The organism is Paenibacillus sp. GCM10027630, from assembly GCF_042676305.1.
GTDB lineage: Bacteria > Bacillota > Bacilli > Paenibacillales > NBRC-103111 > Paenibacillus_S.
On sequence record NZ_JBHTGY010000052.1, the window covers coordinates 1 to 17,940 of the forward strand.

Sequence of the window (17,940 nt, forward strand, 5' to 3'; positions counted from 1 at the left end):
CGTCTGTTAGCTACGGAGCAGCTTGGCCTTTACTCCGACCGGACTTTCACCGGCAAGTTGTGCCTAGCTTGGCTAGGCGCGCAAGTCTTAGACTGCCGCTGTTGTTGTTCAATTATCGTCTCCCGTTAGTTAAGTCAAGGATGCTACGAAAAAACTATTTATTTCGATTTTCATATTCAGATTAATGCCCACTTGAAGGATTTAATAAAAACAAATTAAAAATTACCATAATATTTTAACAAAAAAATTACTGAACATGTATTTCTGATTTGATATCATTTTGGCTTAAAAATTTCATTAAATCATTACTCAGCTGCACAATCTCATTGTTAGCATTATTCGCATAATCCGGCAACATCATATCCCTAACCATTTTAGTTCGTAGCCATGTCATGAAGAAAAGATCCAAAAATAAGTTTGGAAATTTAAGCACCATTTTAAGCATTGGTGGATCAATTGAAACGCCAGCTTTTTGTATTGCCCTTAGATACGCTTTTAAAGTGACTGTTATTTTGCGTGCCGTCTTTCTGGTTCTGGCTGTTTTTTTGTCAATTATCTTATTCTCAGAATACAAAACGCTCAACATGGCAATGTCTGATACGGAATGTGTGATTAGATACGCTTGCATATCCTTTTTAATAACGTAGGGAAGCTTTGCTGTTTTAAATAATTTTGCGAGGTTTTCTATGCGTTCTGTCACTACACCATTAATTTCTCCAAATGCAGTTGCCACTATAATCTTTGGTAGAAATCGAGCATGCAATACTCCATCTTTAATCTGTCCGCCGAAGCCGGGAAAAGCTGGTAAAAGTCTATCCCCTACGATATCCAGCCACGAAGAAAATCCAATTGAATTACTAGTCATCGTAACTATATTTTTGCTTTGATTATCTTTTAGCGCTAACAACGCTGATTCGGACCGATCATAACGAACGGTAACGAAAATAAAATCGTATACATCGTCATTTTCGAGCGTATCAATGACATTCACTTGTATCGATCTAACTGTACCTTTTTCTTTATATTGCAGGCCATTTTCTCTTAATGATTTAAATCTATTAGATTGTGCAAACAGGCTAACGTCAAACCCTGCTTCAATAAGCTTAATTGCGTACATGCTCCCGATGACACCTGCACCAAAAATTAAAATTCTATCTTGTTTTGCTGACATTAAAACCACCCCTACTTATTACATTTCTTTTTGATTATCAGACAACATGTTGTATGATGTGATTATAAATTTTTATTATTCCTTGATCAACCATCAGTTTTTTATTATTTGTCGGATGATATTCTTATTCGCTAGTAGGAGGGAAACATGAAAAAGCAACCCCAAATAACGGAGAAAACTAGACAAAAGTTTATAGAAGTTTTTTGTGAGTTATATAGCCAAAAGCCGATTGAGAAAATTTCGGTTCAGGAAATTGCGAATAAGTCAGGATATAACCGCAGCACCTTTTATCAATACTTTACTGACATTTACGAATTGTTAGACTCTGTTGAAAATGACTTATTGAATGACATGAAAAAAGAATTGGCGAATAAAGAGCTATCGATGCATACGGTCCAAGATACGCTCTATTGTCTGGACAAAAGAGAACATCTCCTGGTTCTTAATGCCCTTTTGGGTGATTATGGAAGTACCCGTTTTTTAAAACGCTTGAAAAAAGAAATCACTTTGGATCAATTAGAATTAAACGTTCCGCAAAACCATTCCTTAACGCCATACTTAATTGAGTTTTACCTGACAACTTCCCTTTCTTTATTTCGTCTTTGGCTCCAGCGTCAAAAGGATTTATCGTCAGAAGAATTTTTCAAGTTAGTGGAGAACCTATATTCAAGAGGGATTACGCCCTATTTTAAAGAATGAGTCTGTCATTCAAACCAAATACATATGTTGTATAACAATAAAAAAGCGCGCATAAGCTTGTTTACACAATATACTCCATAAAGACTGACTTAACCTACTCTTAAGGGATTGTTTTTATATGGTGTCATACATTAATATTGTGAATTTCTATTCACAAAAAAAATAAGTTGTTCTTTTTCCCCACCTATAAAAAAACGAAGCACATTTTTTTCGTGTGCTTCGTTTTTTTATCTTTAATCTGAAGAAAATTTAATTAGTCTGTTTCTGACCCGTTCATCACTCATCGTTTGGATGATGTCTTACAGATCCGGAGTATTTGCTCGACCTGTAAGAGTTATCCTTAGAATTGTTGCAACATCTCCGACGTGTCCTTGATAATCTTCAGGGTTTTTCTTAAAGAGTTTCATGTCTCTGGCGAAACCATGCTTCTCCGAGATATCCTTTACTTTTCCAAACCATTGTTCCCGGTCGTCATCTGCATCATAAACTTCTAAGTAATCATTAACGAGCTGTTTTGCAATGCCGTAAGGAATTGTTTTAGGGAGATCTCCCGTGGATCTACTTGGAGAATGGAAAACTTGTGGATTCGTGCCATTTTCCTCTATATTCAATTTAAAAAGAAGGTTGTAAAAAGATAATCCCTTCTAAGGGATGTAAGGTTGTATTAATAAAATCTATCTTTAAAATAACAAAAACAAACCCTCACTGTTTTGTTTCATAACTTACCTAGAGTAACGTTTAATTTAACTTTGCTAACAGAACCTCGATAAAAGCAACACTCAATTCACCTCTACTGTGAGATTCAATCATCGTGTCCAAAATTTCTACAACATTCCATACACGTTTAAAATCAACTCCTATCGGTTGCTCCGAGATATATCCGGACAGAAGAGATTCCCGTTCCGCTATCCCCCATTTCCGAAGATCAAATATGGGATGGCTAATATACGCATCACCAAAATCAATGGTACCCGTATATTCGCCTGTATCTGGATCAACAAAGGTGTGGGTTGTCGCCGGATTCGCATGGACAGCCACTAGCAATCCGGTATCCGGTAGATATTCCATTGACTTCTTAGCAACCATCTGTGCACGTTCGGACTCTCTTGAGCTTCCGTTAATGCGAAGTTTTTCTACTAGACCATCAAACGCTCCATTTATTTTATTTTTTGTATCCTCAAATGTACGATCTCCAGGGAATAATCCGCTATCTATGAATGGTTGCTGTGCAATTCCATGAACTTGTCGTAACGTTATACCAAGCTGGAAAAGCATTTCTTTACGGGCTGGAGCGGATAAGTCGGCGTGCTTCACCGCGATACCCGGTATACGAGTCATACAAGTGTATTCAATACTCCCCTCTTTGCCGTAACCATAAACTCTCGGCACACGAATATCGGGATATTTTGCTAATTCTCTCAAGAAAAATGCCTCTTTTTCCAAACTGGTCTTCGCACGTAAGCGGTGAGGACGCTGGGTTTTTAGGATAATGTGATCATCAACTGCATAGGTTCGAGCCTCTCCACCCGATTCATCAACATCTGTTAAACCTTTTGCGTCCGGGACATGTCGGCGCACGAGAGAAAGAACGGTAGCTTCGTCTAATACTGGATCTGAAGCATTGGGTTGCAAATTAATGTCTTTTGCCACAAGGGATCAATCCTTTCATATTTGAATTCATTTTTACTGCCAACCTAGCTCTTCTAGTTGCTTGAATACACTGTACCAACCCTTTTCACCAGCCAGTTCATCAGGAGTTCCAGACTGCGCTATTCTACCATTATCCATGATATAAACTTCATCGGCGTCAATGATCCCTGATAAACGGTGGCTTATCGTAATGATGGTCCTTCCTTCACATATGGTGCGAAGTGCTTGGAAGATCGCGCCTTCTGTTACTGCATCCATGCCAGATGTAGGCTCATCCAGAAGAAGTAAGGGTGGGTCAGTAACAATGGCTCTGGCAAGCGATAGCAGCTGCATTTGGCCAAAAGATAGTTTACTGCCCGATTCCCCAAGCATCGTTTCATAAGCATTTGGCAAGGTAAGAATAGCTTCATGAAGACCTACAGCCCGAGTGGCATGTTCGATTGCTTCTTGATCAATTAAAGAATCGCGAAGCGTAATATTATCTCTTATCGTACCTTCGAAAATATGGACAGTTTGAGGAACAATCCCAATCATCTTTCGCTTCAAACTCGGTTCCATTCGAAATGGATCGAATCCGGAGATGGAGATACTTCCTGTTTGTGTGCCGTATAAACCAGCAATTAGCTGTAAGAGTGTGGTTTTCCCCGCCCCTGTCCTACCTATGATGGCAACCTTTTTACCAGGTTGGATGGTCATCGAAACGTTTTTGGTGATCATTTTTCTATCTGAGTAGCCAAAACTTACATTTTGAAGCTGTACTTGAACTTGCTTAAAGTCAAAATCAGAAGCAGATTCGAGCTTTTGCAGCTCCCCCCTTTCCTCGGTAGGCTCCATTAGAAATTCAGCAATTCGGCGCATACCGGCTCGTGCCTGCTGGATATTCTGATATTCCTGTGCCAGGTTTTCAATCGGGCTAAACAAGCGGCCAATTAAATCTGCTAACGCAGCTAGTCCACCGACGGTTACACCCACACTGCCTGGAAGCCCTGTTTTCGCACCAAACCATAAAATACAAATAATCGTAAACGCACGAATAATTTGAAGAATGACTGGAAAACAAGAATCATATCGGGACACTCGATTACGTGCAACCAAGTGTTCTTCTATGGGAGCCTGGAAACGATCTTTATAAAATTCTTCTTTCCCATATGCTTTTACGGTTCGAATCCCGCTATAGAGTTCTTGGATAAACGTGTTAATAGCCGATACCTTTTGGCGTATCTCGGTCTGCCCACGAAACATCTTTTTACGTACCATATTGGAGAAAATATAAATCGCAGGAATGGCAAGTAAGGCAATAAAGCAAAGTGTCGGGCTAATTAAATACATCGCGGCGATAATACCGAATACTTTCAAACAATCGGTGATCGTACTTATCAATCCTGTGGAGAATAGCGCGTTCACAGCATCCACATCTACGGTTAAGCGGCTCATGGTTTCTCCAACCGGTGTTCTGTGGTAATACTTCATGGACAGCTTAGACAGGTGCTTTGCCATGACAAGCCGAAGCTCCAAAAGTACATGTTGAGCAATGTACGTTGTTAAAAGTGATTTTCCAATATTAAGCAAATTACTCAGAATGAACGCGCCAAAATAAAGTAGCGCAAGTTTCCAAACACCATCAAATACCCCACGAACCAAATGCTCGTCAATAATCTTCATAATTAAAAACGGAGGGGCTAATTCAATGATCATAGATCCGACAATAACCAAACCCAGCAGGATGAAAAAGAACCATAAGGATTGAAACGATGATTTCATGTATCTAATGATTATAAAAAATGAATTCATGGGTTTAGTTGATGTCTTGGGATTATGCGATTCCAGCTTCTTCACTCTCCATCCAATGCTGCGCCGTATAAATCATCTCATATATTCCTTTTTGGTACACGAGCTCCTGATGTGTCCCATGCTCTGCGATCTCACCCTTATCCAAAACAATGATTCGATCTGCTTGTACAAAGGCGGATAATCGGTGTGAAAATAATAAAATCGTCGTGTCAGTGAGCTCCTGCCGCAGCCTCTCAATCATACGATGTTCGGTACCAATGTCCACTGCGGAGAAGGGGTCATCTAGGATTAAGATGGGGCATTGCGTATAGATGGCTCTTGCTAATGAAATACGCTGTCGTTGCCCACCTGAGATACGAACCCCCTTTTCACCCACAATTGTTTCAAGACCGTCAGGAAACAATGGTAGATCATCCACAAGCGCTGAAACATAGATGGCTTTTTGCAATCGTTCATCTAGTAAAATTTGTTCCTTCGGCTTTAGTGTAATATTCTCGGCAATGGTTGACGAAAACAGAAACATATCCTGACCGGAATATCCGATGGTTTGTACTCTAGTATCAGCGTTATAATTTTTTAGTTCCTTGCCATGTATGACAACGCTTCCACTATATGAGTAAAGCCCAGTCAGTGCGGCTGCCAAAGCACTTTTTCCACAACCTACAGAACCCGTAATCGCAATAAAGTCACCTTGATTTGCACCAAAACTAATATTTTTCACGGTGTTCTCTGCAGCATTGGGGTATTTAAAATGTAGTTCTTTAACAATCAATCTTCGATCGGAATTGTTAGCTGACTCATCGTCGTTTCTATTCTCCCGTGATCTATCAGCCGTTATTTTTTCTTTAATTCGATCCCAAGATGCTTTTGCCGCGTGAAATTTGTTCATGACATCTGCTGCCTTTTGTGTACGTCCGGTCATCGCCATAAACATGGCTAAAAAGGAAGTAAAATAACCCACCGACCATTCACCGCTCGTTACCTTCTGTCCTCCCCAATATAAGATGCCAAATACACCTATCGACGCGATGGTTGTATAAACAGGTAGCATACCGCTTTGAAAAAGACTATTACGGAGATTCCATTTCACTTGCTCTTTACAATAATCTTTAAGACGCTCTCGTTCCGTATCTTCTCTACCAAATAGACGCAGGATCTGCGTTCCATTTATCGTCCTTTGTAAGTGGGATGTTACGCGAGACGATGCTTTCCTTGATTGAAGCGAAACTCGGTATAAAGGATGTCTGACTGCCTCTGCAGCCAAAAGTGCAAATGGAATGGGGATAGAACAAATCAGTGTAATCCCGGGACTGTAAATTAATAAGGCGATGTATCCGAGTAGTATAGGTCCACCAACTATAACCGTATTGTACAAAACACCCCCTAAGGAATGAATGAAAAATTGCTTCTTATAACGCATGATGTAGGCGGATAAGGAATGAGGATTGCCATTAGGCAATCGAAATTGTCTCGGGTTCATTCTGCACTCTCCTCTTGAAGCTGTGTATCACACACTCATATTTTCATTTCCATAAATATTTGAGCATACAAACCTTCGTAGACGACATAGCCCATTTCTAGCGCCTTTTGATCGTTTTCGCTGACACTTCGTATGCCTCTACAGATTAAATCTAATCCGGGAGCTACCGGCTCAAGCAATACTTCCTGTACGGTATCCGCTTCATCCACAATACGAGCTATACGTTGCAAAACTTGATCCTTGAGATCAAATTCCTTAATTAGGGTGTGAAACGTACAATGTCCCCTTCGATGTGAATACCGAACTCCAGGCATGTCAAACGGTTCTGCCCCTTCCGGCATTTCTTTTGATCCAGCAGGGATAAATAAAAATTCTGCTTCCTTATCGATAAATCGTCTAATTAACCAAGCACATGCCATGCGGTCAACGCCAACTCTTTCTCTTGTCACCCATTTCATTCATTTTCTCCTCCTCTTGCTGTTAGTAGTGCTTCTCTCACTATTTGCCCTAATTCACATTTAAAATAGTCTTGAAGCTGAAGTTGTTGGTATTTCCGTGAAAGTATTACTAAATCGGGATCAGTTTGCTTCAGTTCCTGTATAATGTCCTCGTAATCAGGCTCAACTTGGGCAACAAACTGTTGAATGATGGCTTCCTCCTGCCCAAATAAAGCAGATTCCGATTCCCATAGCGTTGCCTCCCCGCCAAGTTCAATAATCTCAGAAGCAAGCCACTGAAATTGTTCCCACGTCCGTGAATTCGAAGGCAGGATCCAAGCTGCATCATGAAGTAAAATAGAGCCTAGCTTTTTGAGCTTTCTCCACACATACACTCGGGTTGAGGTTGGTTTCGGGGGAATTTTATAAATTAGAATAAGCCAATTATGCATTGAAACACCTCTCAATGGGTTAGTGGATAGACAATTAAACCAACTACAGCAGCCCCTAATACGATTATCGGTTCAGACAATTTTTTTACACGCCAGAGCAGAATTAAGGTAACAATTGCGAACAACAGTGTCGGAATATCAACGATCGATCTTTTGCCCAGTACGATGACTGCACCAGCGATAGCCCCGGAAGCTGCTGCTGTTACACCTGTAACAAAATTCACCAGACCTGGGCGCTTTCCATACTTTTTGAAAAATGGGGCCGGAATGATCGTCAGTAAGAATGCAGGTAAAAAGGTAGCCAGTGCTGCAACGGAGGCGCCGGAGAAACCTGCTACCAGATAACCAATGAACCCAGTTGTGATGACCACCGGTCCTGGAGTAATCATGGCTACGGCAACGGTATCCAGAAACTGATTGTCTGTCAACCACTGATGTTCCTTCACCACTCCTGTGAAAAGGAACGGAACAATGGCAATACCGCTTCCGAAGACGAACGCACCTGCTTTGGTAAAAATAATGGGTAAATCTAACAAAATGCCTGAATCACGGTAGGCAGCGGCACCGACGGCTGTATGTGTTGCTGGTTCGGCAAAGAGTCCGACAAACGAAGCATTTGCACGGTTCCACCATTTTGGCGGCGCCCAGAGAACTTTATCTTTACCAATCGTCTTACTGGTCAACTTATATGCATTGAATGCAATAATCCCTATTACACTAGAACCGACAGCGTAGAATACAGCTCGCATCCAGGACAAACCGCCAAACGTCTGATAGGCCCAACCCAAAGCAACGACCATTATGAAGGAAGGAAGGCAAAAGTTAAGCCTACCAATGTAGAACCTATTACACCATAGTGTACATATCCCAAATAGAAGCTCAACTGAGCCGCAAGCGGACCTGGAGCGAGTTGAGATAGTGCCAAACCGTCTTTATAGTCTTCGTCGGATATCCATTTGCGGTTTCAACTAAATCCCGAAGCATATACCCTACCAATGTTATGGGGCCGCCGAACCCGATCGTGCCTAGCTTTAGGAAATAAAAAACCAATTGCCATAACGTATAAGGTACTGCTTCAGGTTACATTGTTTGTCTTACTCTGGACAGCTCTGGTATAACATAACCACTCCCGCTTGAAATGTAACTGTGGTTACATTATATATGGGAGACCGTAAATAAAACAATCTTTTTTTGAATCAAAAAATCCTCAAGTAAATAATGAATGTATCTCACCTTGCTATCTTCATGGCATTAGGTATTGGTATAATTTTTCATTAATGATCAGAAGCATTGGCGCGAGTGAGTTGGAAAAAGAAAAAAAGTCAAGTCTCCTATGGTTTCAGTTATTGCTGGCATACAATTTGACTTAAAACTTTGTTTTTTACCGAACCTCTTTTACAGATCATGAGGCTGAACCAACCGTCTTGGCGGATGGTGTAGTCTATTTCCGCATTGTTGCTACACCAGCTATTTTCATTCCCTTATGACCATATTCGGGAGTATTCTTCGCGCGGTGATGGATAACAAAAACCCGATGAAAGGAGCTTTTCAAGGTGCAGGGAAGTAAAGAGCCTACTGTAAAACACAACAATTGGAATGTGGATTATTCGGGTCTTAGGAGTTTAAATTTTTTGTTTATATTTTGATATGGGTATTATTGATGTTTGGCATTCCACCGCTGTAAGTGATGAAATATTCCTTAGGAGGGGGATATAGAGGTTGAATTTCAATTTAATGAAATGCAACATACAGGGGCTCTCTGTAAAAAACTTACTTGAACCATGATGTGTAGAGAGATGTACCAATTCAATGAGTTTGTACTTGAAAAAGGAGCTGTGTACACAGCTCCTTCTCTGTTTTAGAATGGTTTTCTATAAACCTTGATGATACGTGTACCGTTTCGGATAAGCCTTTGCGCCTGCGCTAGGTTGATCCGGACTAAGACGGAAATGTCGCTCGTCGAGTTTTCCACGTCGAATACCTTGAATATCCGTCCGTTGGCAAACAATACGCCTTTCAACTCGACTTTCGTAGTGCTCGTAGGTTTCGGATCTACTTTTGCAAATGTCGTACGCTTTACACCTGCACGAAGGAGTGCTGCTGCTTGTTGTGCGGTCGTCCGCACTCCAAATACTGGATCAATTTCAACTCCGGTTGTTATCGCCTCCACCTCAACAATAATAAAAAAACGATCGCCGATCTTAGCTATGCTATTTGCTCCGATATTTATCGGTTGCGCCATGTTTCATCACCCCCTCGCACTACAATATGAGGGGATGCAACCGGGGGCATGATATAATCGTCTATTTATCCGTTCATACCTATAAATGTGCAAAATGCTCGTATTTGATTTACTCCAATCTTCTGCCCGTTAAGCACAACGCGGCTGCCGATCTATGCCGGCAGCCGCGTTGTGCTTTGTTTATTCAACTATCGTTCCTCATTAGTTGAACGAACCATCGTAAGCAATTTAGTGATTTACTAATTGAATTATAGCCTCAATTAGTATCCACAACCCAAGCAGTCCAAGAATAATACCAGCCAATTTTTCTGACCATTCACCCAGATATCGTTTTAGCTTTGATCCAAATGTAAGTCCTATATACGTAAAAATGAATGCTTGAAGTGCAACCAAACTAATCGTTAAGGCAATAGGTACTCCAACAAAACCAATTGAGAAACCAACAGCCAATTCATCTAAACTGATGCTAAGTGCTGTTACGATTAAAGTCCATCCAACCAAATTCCGTTCCAGCTTCTGTTCATCTTCATCCTCGTTTTCAAAGAAGATTAGCCAAACGGCGACCGCTAAAAGCGCGATTCCACCAATAAGTGAAGCCCAACTACCAATGAGTTGACCCACGCTGTTTCCGATGAATAACCCAATTAAAGGCATTAACGTCTCCGCCAAGGCAAATGTAAGTGCGATTTTTGTTTTTCCTTTAGACTTGATGAAACCCAAAGATATCGCAATCATAAGCGTATCCATGCCCAGCGATAAAATTAAAGCAATCATTTTCAAAGCGACCAACTTGATCCCCGCCCCTACATTTGTAAATAAATGCAACAAGTGTTACATTTATTTATATAGTATAACACAGGAAATGCAACATTTGTTTCATTTTTTAATCAATTGGGAGGGTAGGAGCTTTGAGCGAAAAGCGAAAATGGCTTGTATTATCTTATCGTGTACCTTCAGAACCATCTACACTGCGAGTTCGCGTATGGAGAACGCTTAAATCAATTGGGGCCTATTATTTACAGCAATCCGTATGCGTGCTCCCTCTTACAGCAGATATTCAAGGGAAAGCAAAAAAACTTCAAAACCTCATTTCCAATAATCATGGTGAGGTATTACTGTTAGAGGTTGAGCAGTTTTCTAATGTTACAGAAGAACAGATGGTCAGTTCATTTAAACAACAACGCCAAATCGAATATAGGGAATTTGTTGAGAGCTGTGATGCCTTTCTTGAAGAGATTGTAAAGGAAACAAGTATGGGGAAATTCACTTATCATGAAGTAGAAGAAAACGAAGTAGAATTGATACGACTCAAAAGGTGGCATCGAAAAATATTGAAACGTGATTTTTTTCAAACGGAGTACACTACAAAAAGTCAAAAGAAATTGGATGATTGTATAACTTCACTCAAACACTTTACAGATCGAGTATATAGAGAAGAAGGAAACAAAGAAGGGGAATTGATCTAACGTTTATTTTTCTTTTCAGGTTAATCAGCTTAACGACAACGCCGATCAATGAAATGAAATTCTACCACAACTATTGTTTACGCTAATCTGCCCTTTACTTCAACGGACAACGGCAGCCGATCGTGTTGTGATTGAACTATTAGTTCTGCGTTAATATTAATGATTTCATTTTCTCTAAAAACTGCCTAACCGCCATGGGTGAGCCCAGTACGCTGAAACGATACAACATGTGGAATTGTATGAACTATATTATTTCACTTCTAAGGTTCCAAGATTCTTCTGCCAATTTAAGCAGTGCCTGAGTGACTAACAGCAGATCTTGATATTTCTTTCTGGTTTATTCTATTTTCTTCCTCTAAGTTACTAAGCAGCTTATTAATAACCATGATAAACCTAAGCGATGCACTCGCAGTAAATCCGAAACGAGCAAGTTTAGAATTCCCGTCCCAACCCACATCTCTAGGTCCTTGCATTCATATAGTTTAGAAATAACTCTTCCTCAGCCACATCTTCCAATCATTTGTCCCGAGAAATTAAAATTAAAAAACCGCGCTAGTCTCGATTGAAGCTAGCTGCTTTCTCTTAACTCATCCTACTCCTAGTCAATACTAGCTGCTTCACTCAGTTCTTTAGTAGCGTTTCATCTTACACGGTAACAATCCCATGTTAATCTAGAGACGTTAACGGTGAAGTTTTCATCTACACCGAAAAACGGACAATGTTCTTGTCGCATATTGAAAATCGGACAATGTTTGTGTCGTCGGCTCGCGACAAGAACATTGTCCCATTATTAAAAAGAGCCGCAATATATGTGACCATGAAACGGATAATGTTTGTGTCGTCCGACAATATAAATGAATGTCGGACGAACCACCACCACTGTTTAAATGAAGCTCTTTTTTGGGATTGCCCTCGGCGGACATTGAACTATCGTTTTCGATAGTTTAGCGACGGTTCTTCTTTAGCCTGGAAAGCGCGTGACGAATACAAATTCTAGCCCGGGGCGATCTGGTGCATCCCGAATAGCCTCAACATGTAAATTTGTACCTCTTATGGAGTCAATTATTTCGGACCGGTTCCGGAACTTCAGTGTCGAGTCCGAACTTATTACTGTACCGTCCTTTTGGAACACGAATGTTTGACGGAATGTAACTAAAGGGAGTTGTACATTCAGCAGATCTACCCATTTCTCTATCTTTCCTATTTCTGGCACATCAATTACCTGAAAGGATTGCTCGCGGTTCCAGTCCTTCCACGCTTCCTTTGAAGGGTCCCGAACCTCAAATACAAGCCGTCCACCAGGTCGAATAATATCACGACATTTGCGAAGCGTTGACATCCACTCTTCATCATCTATAAAGACTTGTGCGACGTTTCTAGTCATCGTGACTAGATCTGCTTTCAGTCCAGAGAGCATTGCAGCTGTACCATGAATCCATTTGACCCGATCTGCATATGCCTTCTGGCTTGCAACTTTGAGCGAAGCGACCGCTGGATCGATCCCAATGACTTCTTTGCCGATTGCGGCTAATCGACAAGCAAGAATGCCGGTTCCGCAACCAAGATCAATTATGGACTTCGCACCGAATTCGTCTGCCATTGCAATGTATGGATCAAGATCTGGACGTTCCGCTGAGTCAAAAAAATCGTAAACATCTGCAAGACGTCGCTCTTCAAATATTCTGTCAGCCATTGAATTTACCCACCTTTACTTTATCAGGCTCCTTGTTATCTCAATGTAAATTGTATCGCATTTTCCCGTTCACAAAAGGGTAGAGATTAGATATAACGATACTACCTCTATAACGATCGCGTTTCTTCAACGCTTCTGCTAGTTAGTTTATCGGCCGGGGTCGAAAAATTAAACAACTTATATTTAAACGACTTTATTATGAATTAAGCAACTTAATAATCAACACAACAGCTACAGCTCGCATCTATTTACGTGCGCGCGTAACTTTCAGCTGCGCATATGATCTCATAAATCCCATTGCTTTTCTAGGTGTGCGGGGTTTGACGCTTACGAAGTTAAGAAACGGTGAAGAAGCGAAAAACAAAACCACCCAAAGTTGGAATATAAAAAAACTTGCTTATCAAGGTTTCCCGGGTTTGTAAGTATGGTGCGGTCAAGAGGACATTTGTGCGTTCTGCCGAAACACAATGTTCCAACATAAAAAAATAAAAGCCTGAGTCTCTCGATCTTTATTTTTCAATGTAATGTGGGAACATTTGTGTCTTCAGACATCTATCTCTTGAATTTAACTATCCTGCCAGTTACGTCAACAAGGATTAATAGGGCAGATACGTATGTCAGGAATACAAATATGCCAGCTTAATACACGAAGAAAGAGGGATTGTCGCCCCGCTTCACTTCTCCTCTTTCGGCCACCCGCCCCATATACCCATGCAATTGCCGTCTGTGTCGAGGAATTGGAAGCTATAGCCGCCGCCTGGTTTATAGACCATCTTCTTGACGTTAGCGCCTTTTTGCTTCATCTCTTCGTAAAGTTCATGGATGTTATCCACTTGGAATGAGAAGAAAATTTTCCTTTCCCCTCCCGCGATTTTAGAAAACAGAGGCAATCTGGTAGTGGCTGCCTTCTGTTTCTATCACCACATTACGATAAATGGGTTGAACACTTTCAATCTGATTTGGTTACATTAAAAAAAGTAGGCTAATCCGTTGAGCCTACTGATAATAATACAATTCAAGACAACAACTTTATTCCACTAAACAAAAAGAAGCCGCGATATACGCGGCACTTAATGAGATAAAGTTTTTGTCAACCGACACCTGGCTGTGACATTGAGCTCTTTTCGTTTATAAAATTAAAACGTATTATATACATTTTCACATTCATTCGCGGTCGGTTCATAAAAACAGTGCTTCTTCCATCGTCCTACGAGCGGCTGATTATACCAAGTTGGCGGACATGGTCCGGGATTTTCGAACGTTCCTGGACGGAAATACCATAGGGAGTATTTGCCGGGCCAATTCCGCTCCCCATTCACAGTCCGTTGCGCCAGACGGCGTTCCCTCTCTCTTGCGTTTTGATAGTACATACCATGTTGCAATGCTTCGAACGCATGCGGCTGGTTGATCATTTGGGGAATTGTCCGGATTCCTTTAAAATCGGAGCAATTCGCCCTTATTCGGTTAATGCCAACATTTCCAACAAGGAGCATGCCCATTTCGCCTTCGGTCTCAGCTTCAGCTCGAAGCAACCTTGCCAACATATCAATATCCTGTTTCCTGGCTTTTACGACTGCCATTGGCTCACCTCTTTTAGATTTCTAGACACATCATATTGTAGGTGAAGCGGATGTGTTACTCTGGCATAATAGTGAGCGATAATAAATAGCCGTTCCACCACATTCTTCTGGCCGTTAGCTTAATACTCTGTCCAATTGATTGATTGCAGTGATTTGGCTAGTATATACCCACGTTATGTAACCATTGTCGGGAATGAGATAATCTTCTTGTCACACGACACTTTTTTCACACTGTCGAAACCATATATCATATTCGTGAAGCCCCCTTTTCGAGGGTGATAAGAAATGGATTTTTATTTTGGGGCTAAGTCTAAATGACATGGTGACTCCATTAATCCCCATTCTGCTTGCCTCGTCGGGACCTTTTGTTATTGGGAGTATTGATGGAATCTCCGAAAGCTTAGCAGGCGTTTTAAAATTATTCTCCGGCCGACGTTCGGATCGTCTGAATAATAGAAACGGTCTTGCCATTGTCGGGTATGGCTTATCCGGTTTAGGAAGAGTAGTCCTGCTTATATCAAGTTCCTGGGACGGTGTTTTTATTTGGAAACTCGTAGATCGAACGGGGAAAGGAATTCGAACAGCTCCTCGGGATGTACTTATATCGGAATCTGGCGGAAAGAAAACGCAAGGAAGAGCATTCGGTTTCCATCAAATATGTTAGCTGCTTCAATCGGGATTGGTGCTGCTTATTTCATCTTACGGGTAGGACCTTAACGATGTTTTCCTCTTCTCTCTCATACCTGTAATGATTGGCTGAGTACTGTTATGGGGTATTAAGAAAAGGAAGCATGAGCCTGAAAAAAAGGATATTTCAGTTGCCACAAAATCAAAACTTGACTGGAAACAGTTAAATCTGAATGTAAAAAATGTTCCATCTTATTTATTTGTCCAATCACGCTTCTCTAGTCCAACATACTATGAAATTATCAAACTAGAGGAGATGATATTTTTGGTTCGTGTTCTTGATAAAGCTGCCGTTCAGCCGCTGCGCAGATTTAACCTAGCCAAATCTTTTATTATCAGACGTTCACCCGCCAGGAATGTTTTGGCAACCATTCGAATAAGAATACCCTCTTTGAATGCCCAACCTAACCGGGTGGAATTAGTAGCGACTGTCGGTGTCCGTGGGGTTACAGGCATTGCTCAAATTCTATTCAGAATCCTCCGTGACGGAGTAGAGATCTTCAATACGCAGCAAGGTATTGAATCAACTGGTTCTGAGCAAAACTATGCGGTCACGTTTCAAGCAATTGATAGAAACGTAAGAGCTGGCACCCATGTTTACACAGTAACTGCAGAAAATCGAACCGCCAATACAAGAGCGGATATCGTCGGCCCGATTTCCTTTAGCGGCCTCGCCGTGCAAACGAGAGGCTAATTTGGAACTTCCAGCACCTGAATAAGGTGCTTTTTTGTTGGGGTTCTAGACTTCAGCCGTCTCCTGAAAAACTTCTGCCTACATAGTCCTGGAATGGCAGGGCTCCATGTGCATGCCCTCTCAGGAGTAACCTCCGTCGATGACGGACATTCGCGAGCTGGACTGCCCCTGCTCAGTCTGGAGAACCTCATGTGCATGAATATTATGCCGTGACTTCAATGGATTTTGGCCATACTCACGTCATTCAAGGAACAACGGGGAGTGTTTTTGTTCTACTAATAGCCACGTCTAAAACTAATAGATTTAATATAATTTTCTACGTATTTCATCTCATTAGCAATCTCCTTTTTCATATCAGCGTCCTTGCATTCCATTTTCAATAGGGCTAAATTCATATGATGGTGAAATATTTCTTTCCTGTTTTCTTTATACTTTGGGCATTTCAAACCAGGATCATATATTTTGCAGGTGCCATCAATAAAAAATCTTAATTGTTCTATTTCTCCCCCTGATAAAAGTATGCCAAAATTCGGTAAACCCTGATAATGATAATCTTTGTAGTATGAAGAGTATTTTTGATTGGAATATATACTAGATATTCGCATCATATTGTTAAAGTGACAGATAGCCAATACTGATATTATTTTGTTGACAATCCACTTTAATGCTGCGGGGTTGTTTATATTTATTTTTTCATATGAGTTAGCCCATTTTTTAGTTGATGTTAATGACATAAGTCGGTATTCTTCGATAAAATAGAATAAGAAGCCGCAGATTGAGCGACTTCTGTTGTTTAAATATCATTCCAATCCCCGTAAGTGGCTTTTCAACGGGCTGGCTGGCTTCATAAACTTCTTTGAAGCTTGACACTACATTCTGACGTTGTCGCAGTGGCGTACTCCATATAATTCACAGAGCCGTTAAAGTTCAAATAAGCTTCATAACGCATGCGGATTGCGGGTAAAGTAATCAAATCCAGAACATTTTCCTTTGGAACCCACCTGTACTCGCTCGTTTCATCAGAAGTAGTTAACTCTCCACCCACAGCTTTGCACACGAAATCAAACATGACCTTCGTAGGAACATCAGTCACACCGTCATACCACTTATGGATCGCTGTATTGGAAACAACACTAATTAAATGGCTAACAGTGGCGTCTATTCCACTTTCCTCTTTGATTTCACGAATCACGCCATCAATCAGGTTTTCTCCAACTTCAGTTATCCCACCAGGATACACCCAACCATCGTTATGGGCTTTTACTAATAGGATATTTCCATTCCCATCTTCTACAATTCCGCCTGCCGATACAATATGTGTCGGAAACGCCATTTCACGACCTCCTAATACGTTAAGATTGGATATTTATTCCATTAACAAAGTTCGCGCATCCGCAACATTGCAGCCCTTATATTGGGAAATAACCCCAGTATTCATCGTAATTCAAACTGAAGCTGATTAAAACCCCTTGACACTGACGTCGCTCACATTTCAGTAACACCGGGAACCGGAATGTGTATCTTTTTATGTGTAACTCAAAACTACGTTAAACTCCTATTAGTTCAGTTGCCGAACGAAGCACGGCTACCTCACTGAATTTTTGTTCTTCATTTATTGAAACTTTTCAAACTCATTTTTTAACCAGCACTGATATTGGTAAGAGGCGAGATCGGTTCTTTTAACGTCGTTTGGCATTTAGGCAGGGTACTTGTCAATTGTGTAACCAATCCAGAGTGTTATATGAAGTGGGACTTCCTTGATTTGCTTACAATCACTCTATTCTCTTCCCTGCTGTCTGTAACGACAAGTTTTTTAATGGTTTCTTAGGCGCTAGACCATACACGCCCCTCCCTCCATGAATAACCTAGCAAATAGCGCTATTCTCCACATTTTCTCT

General features: G+C 41.0%; 18 protein-coding genes and 1 pseudogene. 4 read left to right on the forward strand and 15 right to left on the reverse strand.

What is annotated here, in order from left to right:
• Nucleotides 1-247 precede the first annotated feature (247 nt).
• Complete coding sequence (locus tag ACFQ0C_RS24590; RefSeq protein WP_379370492.1) at nucleotides 248-1,171, reverse strand: ketopantoate reductase family protein; 924 nt, start codon at nucleotides 1,169-1,171, stop codon at nucleotides 248-250.
• Nucleotides 1,172-1,318: 147 nt separating this feature from the next.
• Here ACFQ0C_RS24590 and ACFQ0C_RS24595 point away from each other — a divergent pair, with 147 nt between their 5' ends.
• On the forward strand, nucleotides 1,319-1,870 hold the full coding sequence (locus ACFQ0C_RS24595) for a TetR/AcrR family transcriptional regulator (RefSeq protein WP_379370494.1): 552 nt from the start codon (nucleotides 1,319-1,321) through the stop codon (nucleotides 1,868-1,870).
• A 738-nt stretch (nucleotides 1,871-2,608) separates the two neighbouring features.
• On the opposite strand, the gene ACFQ0C_RS24600 is transcribed toward ACFQ0C_RS24595, so the two are convergent.
• The 9 genes and pseudogenes from ACFQ0C_RS24600 to ACFQ0C_RS24640 form a co-directional block, all read right to left on the reverse strand.
• Entirely contained in the window at nucleotides 2,609-3,520 is a 912-nt protein-coding gene (locus ACFQ0C_RS24600; RefSeq protein ID WP_379370496.1) for a phosphotransferase family protein, read from the reverse strand.
• 33 nt (nucleotides 3,521-3,553) lie between these two features.
• Nucleotides 3,554-5,311 carry an ABC transporter ATP-binding protein gene (locus tag ACFQ0C_RS24605; protein ID WP_379370763.1) on the reverse strand — a complete coding sequence of 586 codons (1,758 nt, stop codon included), beginning with the start codon at nucleotides 5,309-5,311 and terminating at the stop codon, nucleotides 3,554-3,556.
• Between the two features lie 22 nt (nucleotides 5,312-5,333).
• Entirely contained in the window at nucleotides 5,334-6,791 is a 1,458-nt protein-coding gene (locus tag ACFQ0C_RS24610) for an ABC transporter ATP-binding protein (protein WP_379370498.1), read from the reverse strand.
• Between the two features lie 35 nt (nucleotides 6,792-6,826).
• The gene (locus tag ACFQ0C_RS24615; protein ID WP_379370500.1) at nucleotides 6,827-7,249 is read right to left on the reverse strand and encodes a chromate resistance protein ChrB domain-containing protein; all 423 of its coding nucleotides are present in this window, start codon (nucleotides 7,247-7,249) and stop codon (nucleotides 6,827-6,829) included.
• A complete protein-coding gene (locus ACFQ0C_RS24620) occupies nucleotides 7,246-7,680 on the reverse strand; it encodes a Chromate resistance protein ChrB (protein ID WP_379370502.1) in 435 nt (144 codons plus the stop codon). The genes ACFQ0C_RS24615 and ACFQ0C_RS24620 overlap by 4 nt, the downstream gene beginning before the upstream one ends.
• Before the next feature lie 11 nt (nucleotides 7,681-7,691).
• Nucleotides 7,692-8,363, reverse strand: coding sequence for a chromate efflux transporter (gene chrA, locus ACFQ0C_RS24625; protein WP_379370765.1), 672 nt, complete (start codon nucleotides 8,361-8,363; stop codon nucleotides 7,692-7,694).
• Nucleotides 8,337-8,605, reverse strand: a pseudogene (locus ACFQ0C_RS24630) (chromate transporter); the annotation flags it as partial. The pseudogene ACFQ0C_RS24630 and the gene chrA, both read right to left, overlap by 27 nt.
• A gap of 933 nt (nucleotides 8,606-9,538) precedes the next feature.
• Nucleotides 9,539-9,922, reverse strand: coding sequence for a hypothetical protein (locus tag ACFQ0C_RS24635; protein WP_379370504.1), 384 nt, complete (start codon nucleotides 9,920-9,922; stop codon nucleotides 9,539-9,541).
• A 228-nt stretch (nucleotides 9,923-10,150) separates the two neighbouring features.
• Nucleotides 10,151-10,711, reverse strand: coding sequence for a manganese efflux pump MntP (locus ACFQ0C_RS24640; protein ID WP_379370506.1), 561 nt, complete (start codon nucleotides 10,709-10,711; stop codon nucleotides 10,151-10,153).
• 119 nt (nucleotides 10,712-10,830) lie between these two features.
• On the opposite strand from ACFQ0C_RS24640, the gene ACFQ0C_RS24645 reads away from it, so the two are divergent.
• Nucleotides 10,831-11,388 carry a Chromate resistance protein ChrB gene (locus ACFQ0C_RS24645; RefSeq protein WP_379370508.1) on the forward strand — a complete coding sequence of 186 codons (558 nt, stop codon included), beginning with the start codon at nucleotides 10,831-10,833 and terminating at the stop codon, nucleotides 11,386-11,388.
• A 961-nt stretch (nucleotides 11,389-12,349) separates the two neighbouring features.
• Here ACFQ0C_RS24645 and ACFQ0C_RS24650 read toward each other — a convergent pair.
• The 3 genes from ACFQ0C_RS24650 to ACFQ0C_RS24660 form a co-directional block, all read right to left on the reverse strand.
• Nucleotides 12,350-13,081 carry a methyltransferase domain-containing protein gene (locus ACFQ0C_RS24650; protein WP_379370510.1) on the reverse strand — a complete coding sequence of 244 codons (732 nt, stop codon included), beginning with the start codon at nucleotides 13,079-13,081 and terminating at the stop codon, nucleotides 12,350-12,352.
• Between the two features lie 674 nt (nucleotides 13,082-13,755).
• The gene (locus tag ACFQ0C_RS24655; RefSeq protein WP_379370512.1) at nucleotides 13,756-13,971 is read right to left on the reverse strand and encodes a VOC family protein; all 216 of its coding nucleotides are present in this window, start codon (nucleotides 13,969-13,971) and stop codon (nucleotides 13,756-13,758) included.
• A 246-nt stretch (nucleotides 13,972-14,217) separates the two neighbouring features.
• Nucleotides 14,218-14,661 carry a cell wall hydrolase gene (locus tag ACFQ0C_RS24660; RefSeq protein ID WP_379370514.1) on the reverse strand — a complete coding sequence of 148 codons (444 nt, stop codon included), beginning with the start codon at nucleotides 14,659-14,661 and terminating at the stop codon, nucleotides 14,218-14,220.
• Nucleotides 14,662-14,980: 319 nt separating this feature from the next.
• Between ACFQ0C_RS24660 and ACFQ0C_RS24665 the strand changes: the two genes are divergently transcribed.
• Together ACFQ0C_RS24665 and ACFQ0C_RS24670 are read left to right on the forward strand one after the other, a co-directional pair.
• On the forward strand, nucleotides 14,981-15,325 hold the full coding sequence (locus ACFQ0C_RS24665) for an MFS transporter (RefSeq protein ID WP_379370767.1): 345 nt from the start codon (nucleotides 14,981-14,983) through the stop codon (nucleotides 15,323-15,325).
• 288 nt (nucleotides 15,326-15,613) lie between these two features.
• Complete coding sequence (locus ACFQ0C_RS24670) at nucleotides 15,614-16,042, forward strand: exosporium protein C (protein WP_379370516.1); 429 nt, start codon at nucleotides 15,614-15,616, stop codon at nucleotides 16,040-16,042.
• Between the two features lie 275 nt (nucleotides 16,043-16,317).
• On the opposite strand, the gene ACFQ0C_RS24675 is transcribed toward ACFQ0C_RS24670, so the two are convergent.
• Together ACFQ0C_RS24675 and ACFQ0C_RS24680 are read right to left on the reverse strand one after the other, a co-directional pair.
• The gene (locus tag ACFQ0C_RS24675) at nucleotides 16,318-16,776 is read right to left on the reverse strand and encodes a hypothetical protein (RefSeq protein WP_379370518.1); all 459 of its coding nucleotides are present in this window, start codon (nucleotides 16,774-16,776) and stop codon (nucleotides 16,318-16,320) included.
• Between the two features lie 110 nt (nucleotides 16,777-16,886).
• Nucleotides 16,887-17,375, reverse strand: coding sequence for an NUDIX hydrolase (locus ACFQ0C_RS24680; RefSeq protein WP_379370521.1), 489 nt, complete (start codon nucleotides 17,373-17,375; stop codon nucleotides 16,887-16,889).
• Nucleotides 17,376-17,940: the final 565 nt, after the last annotated feature.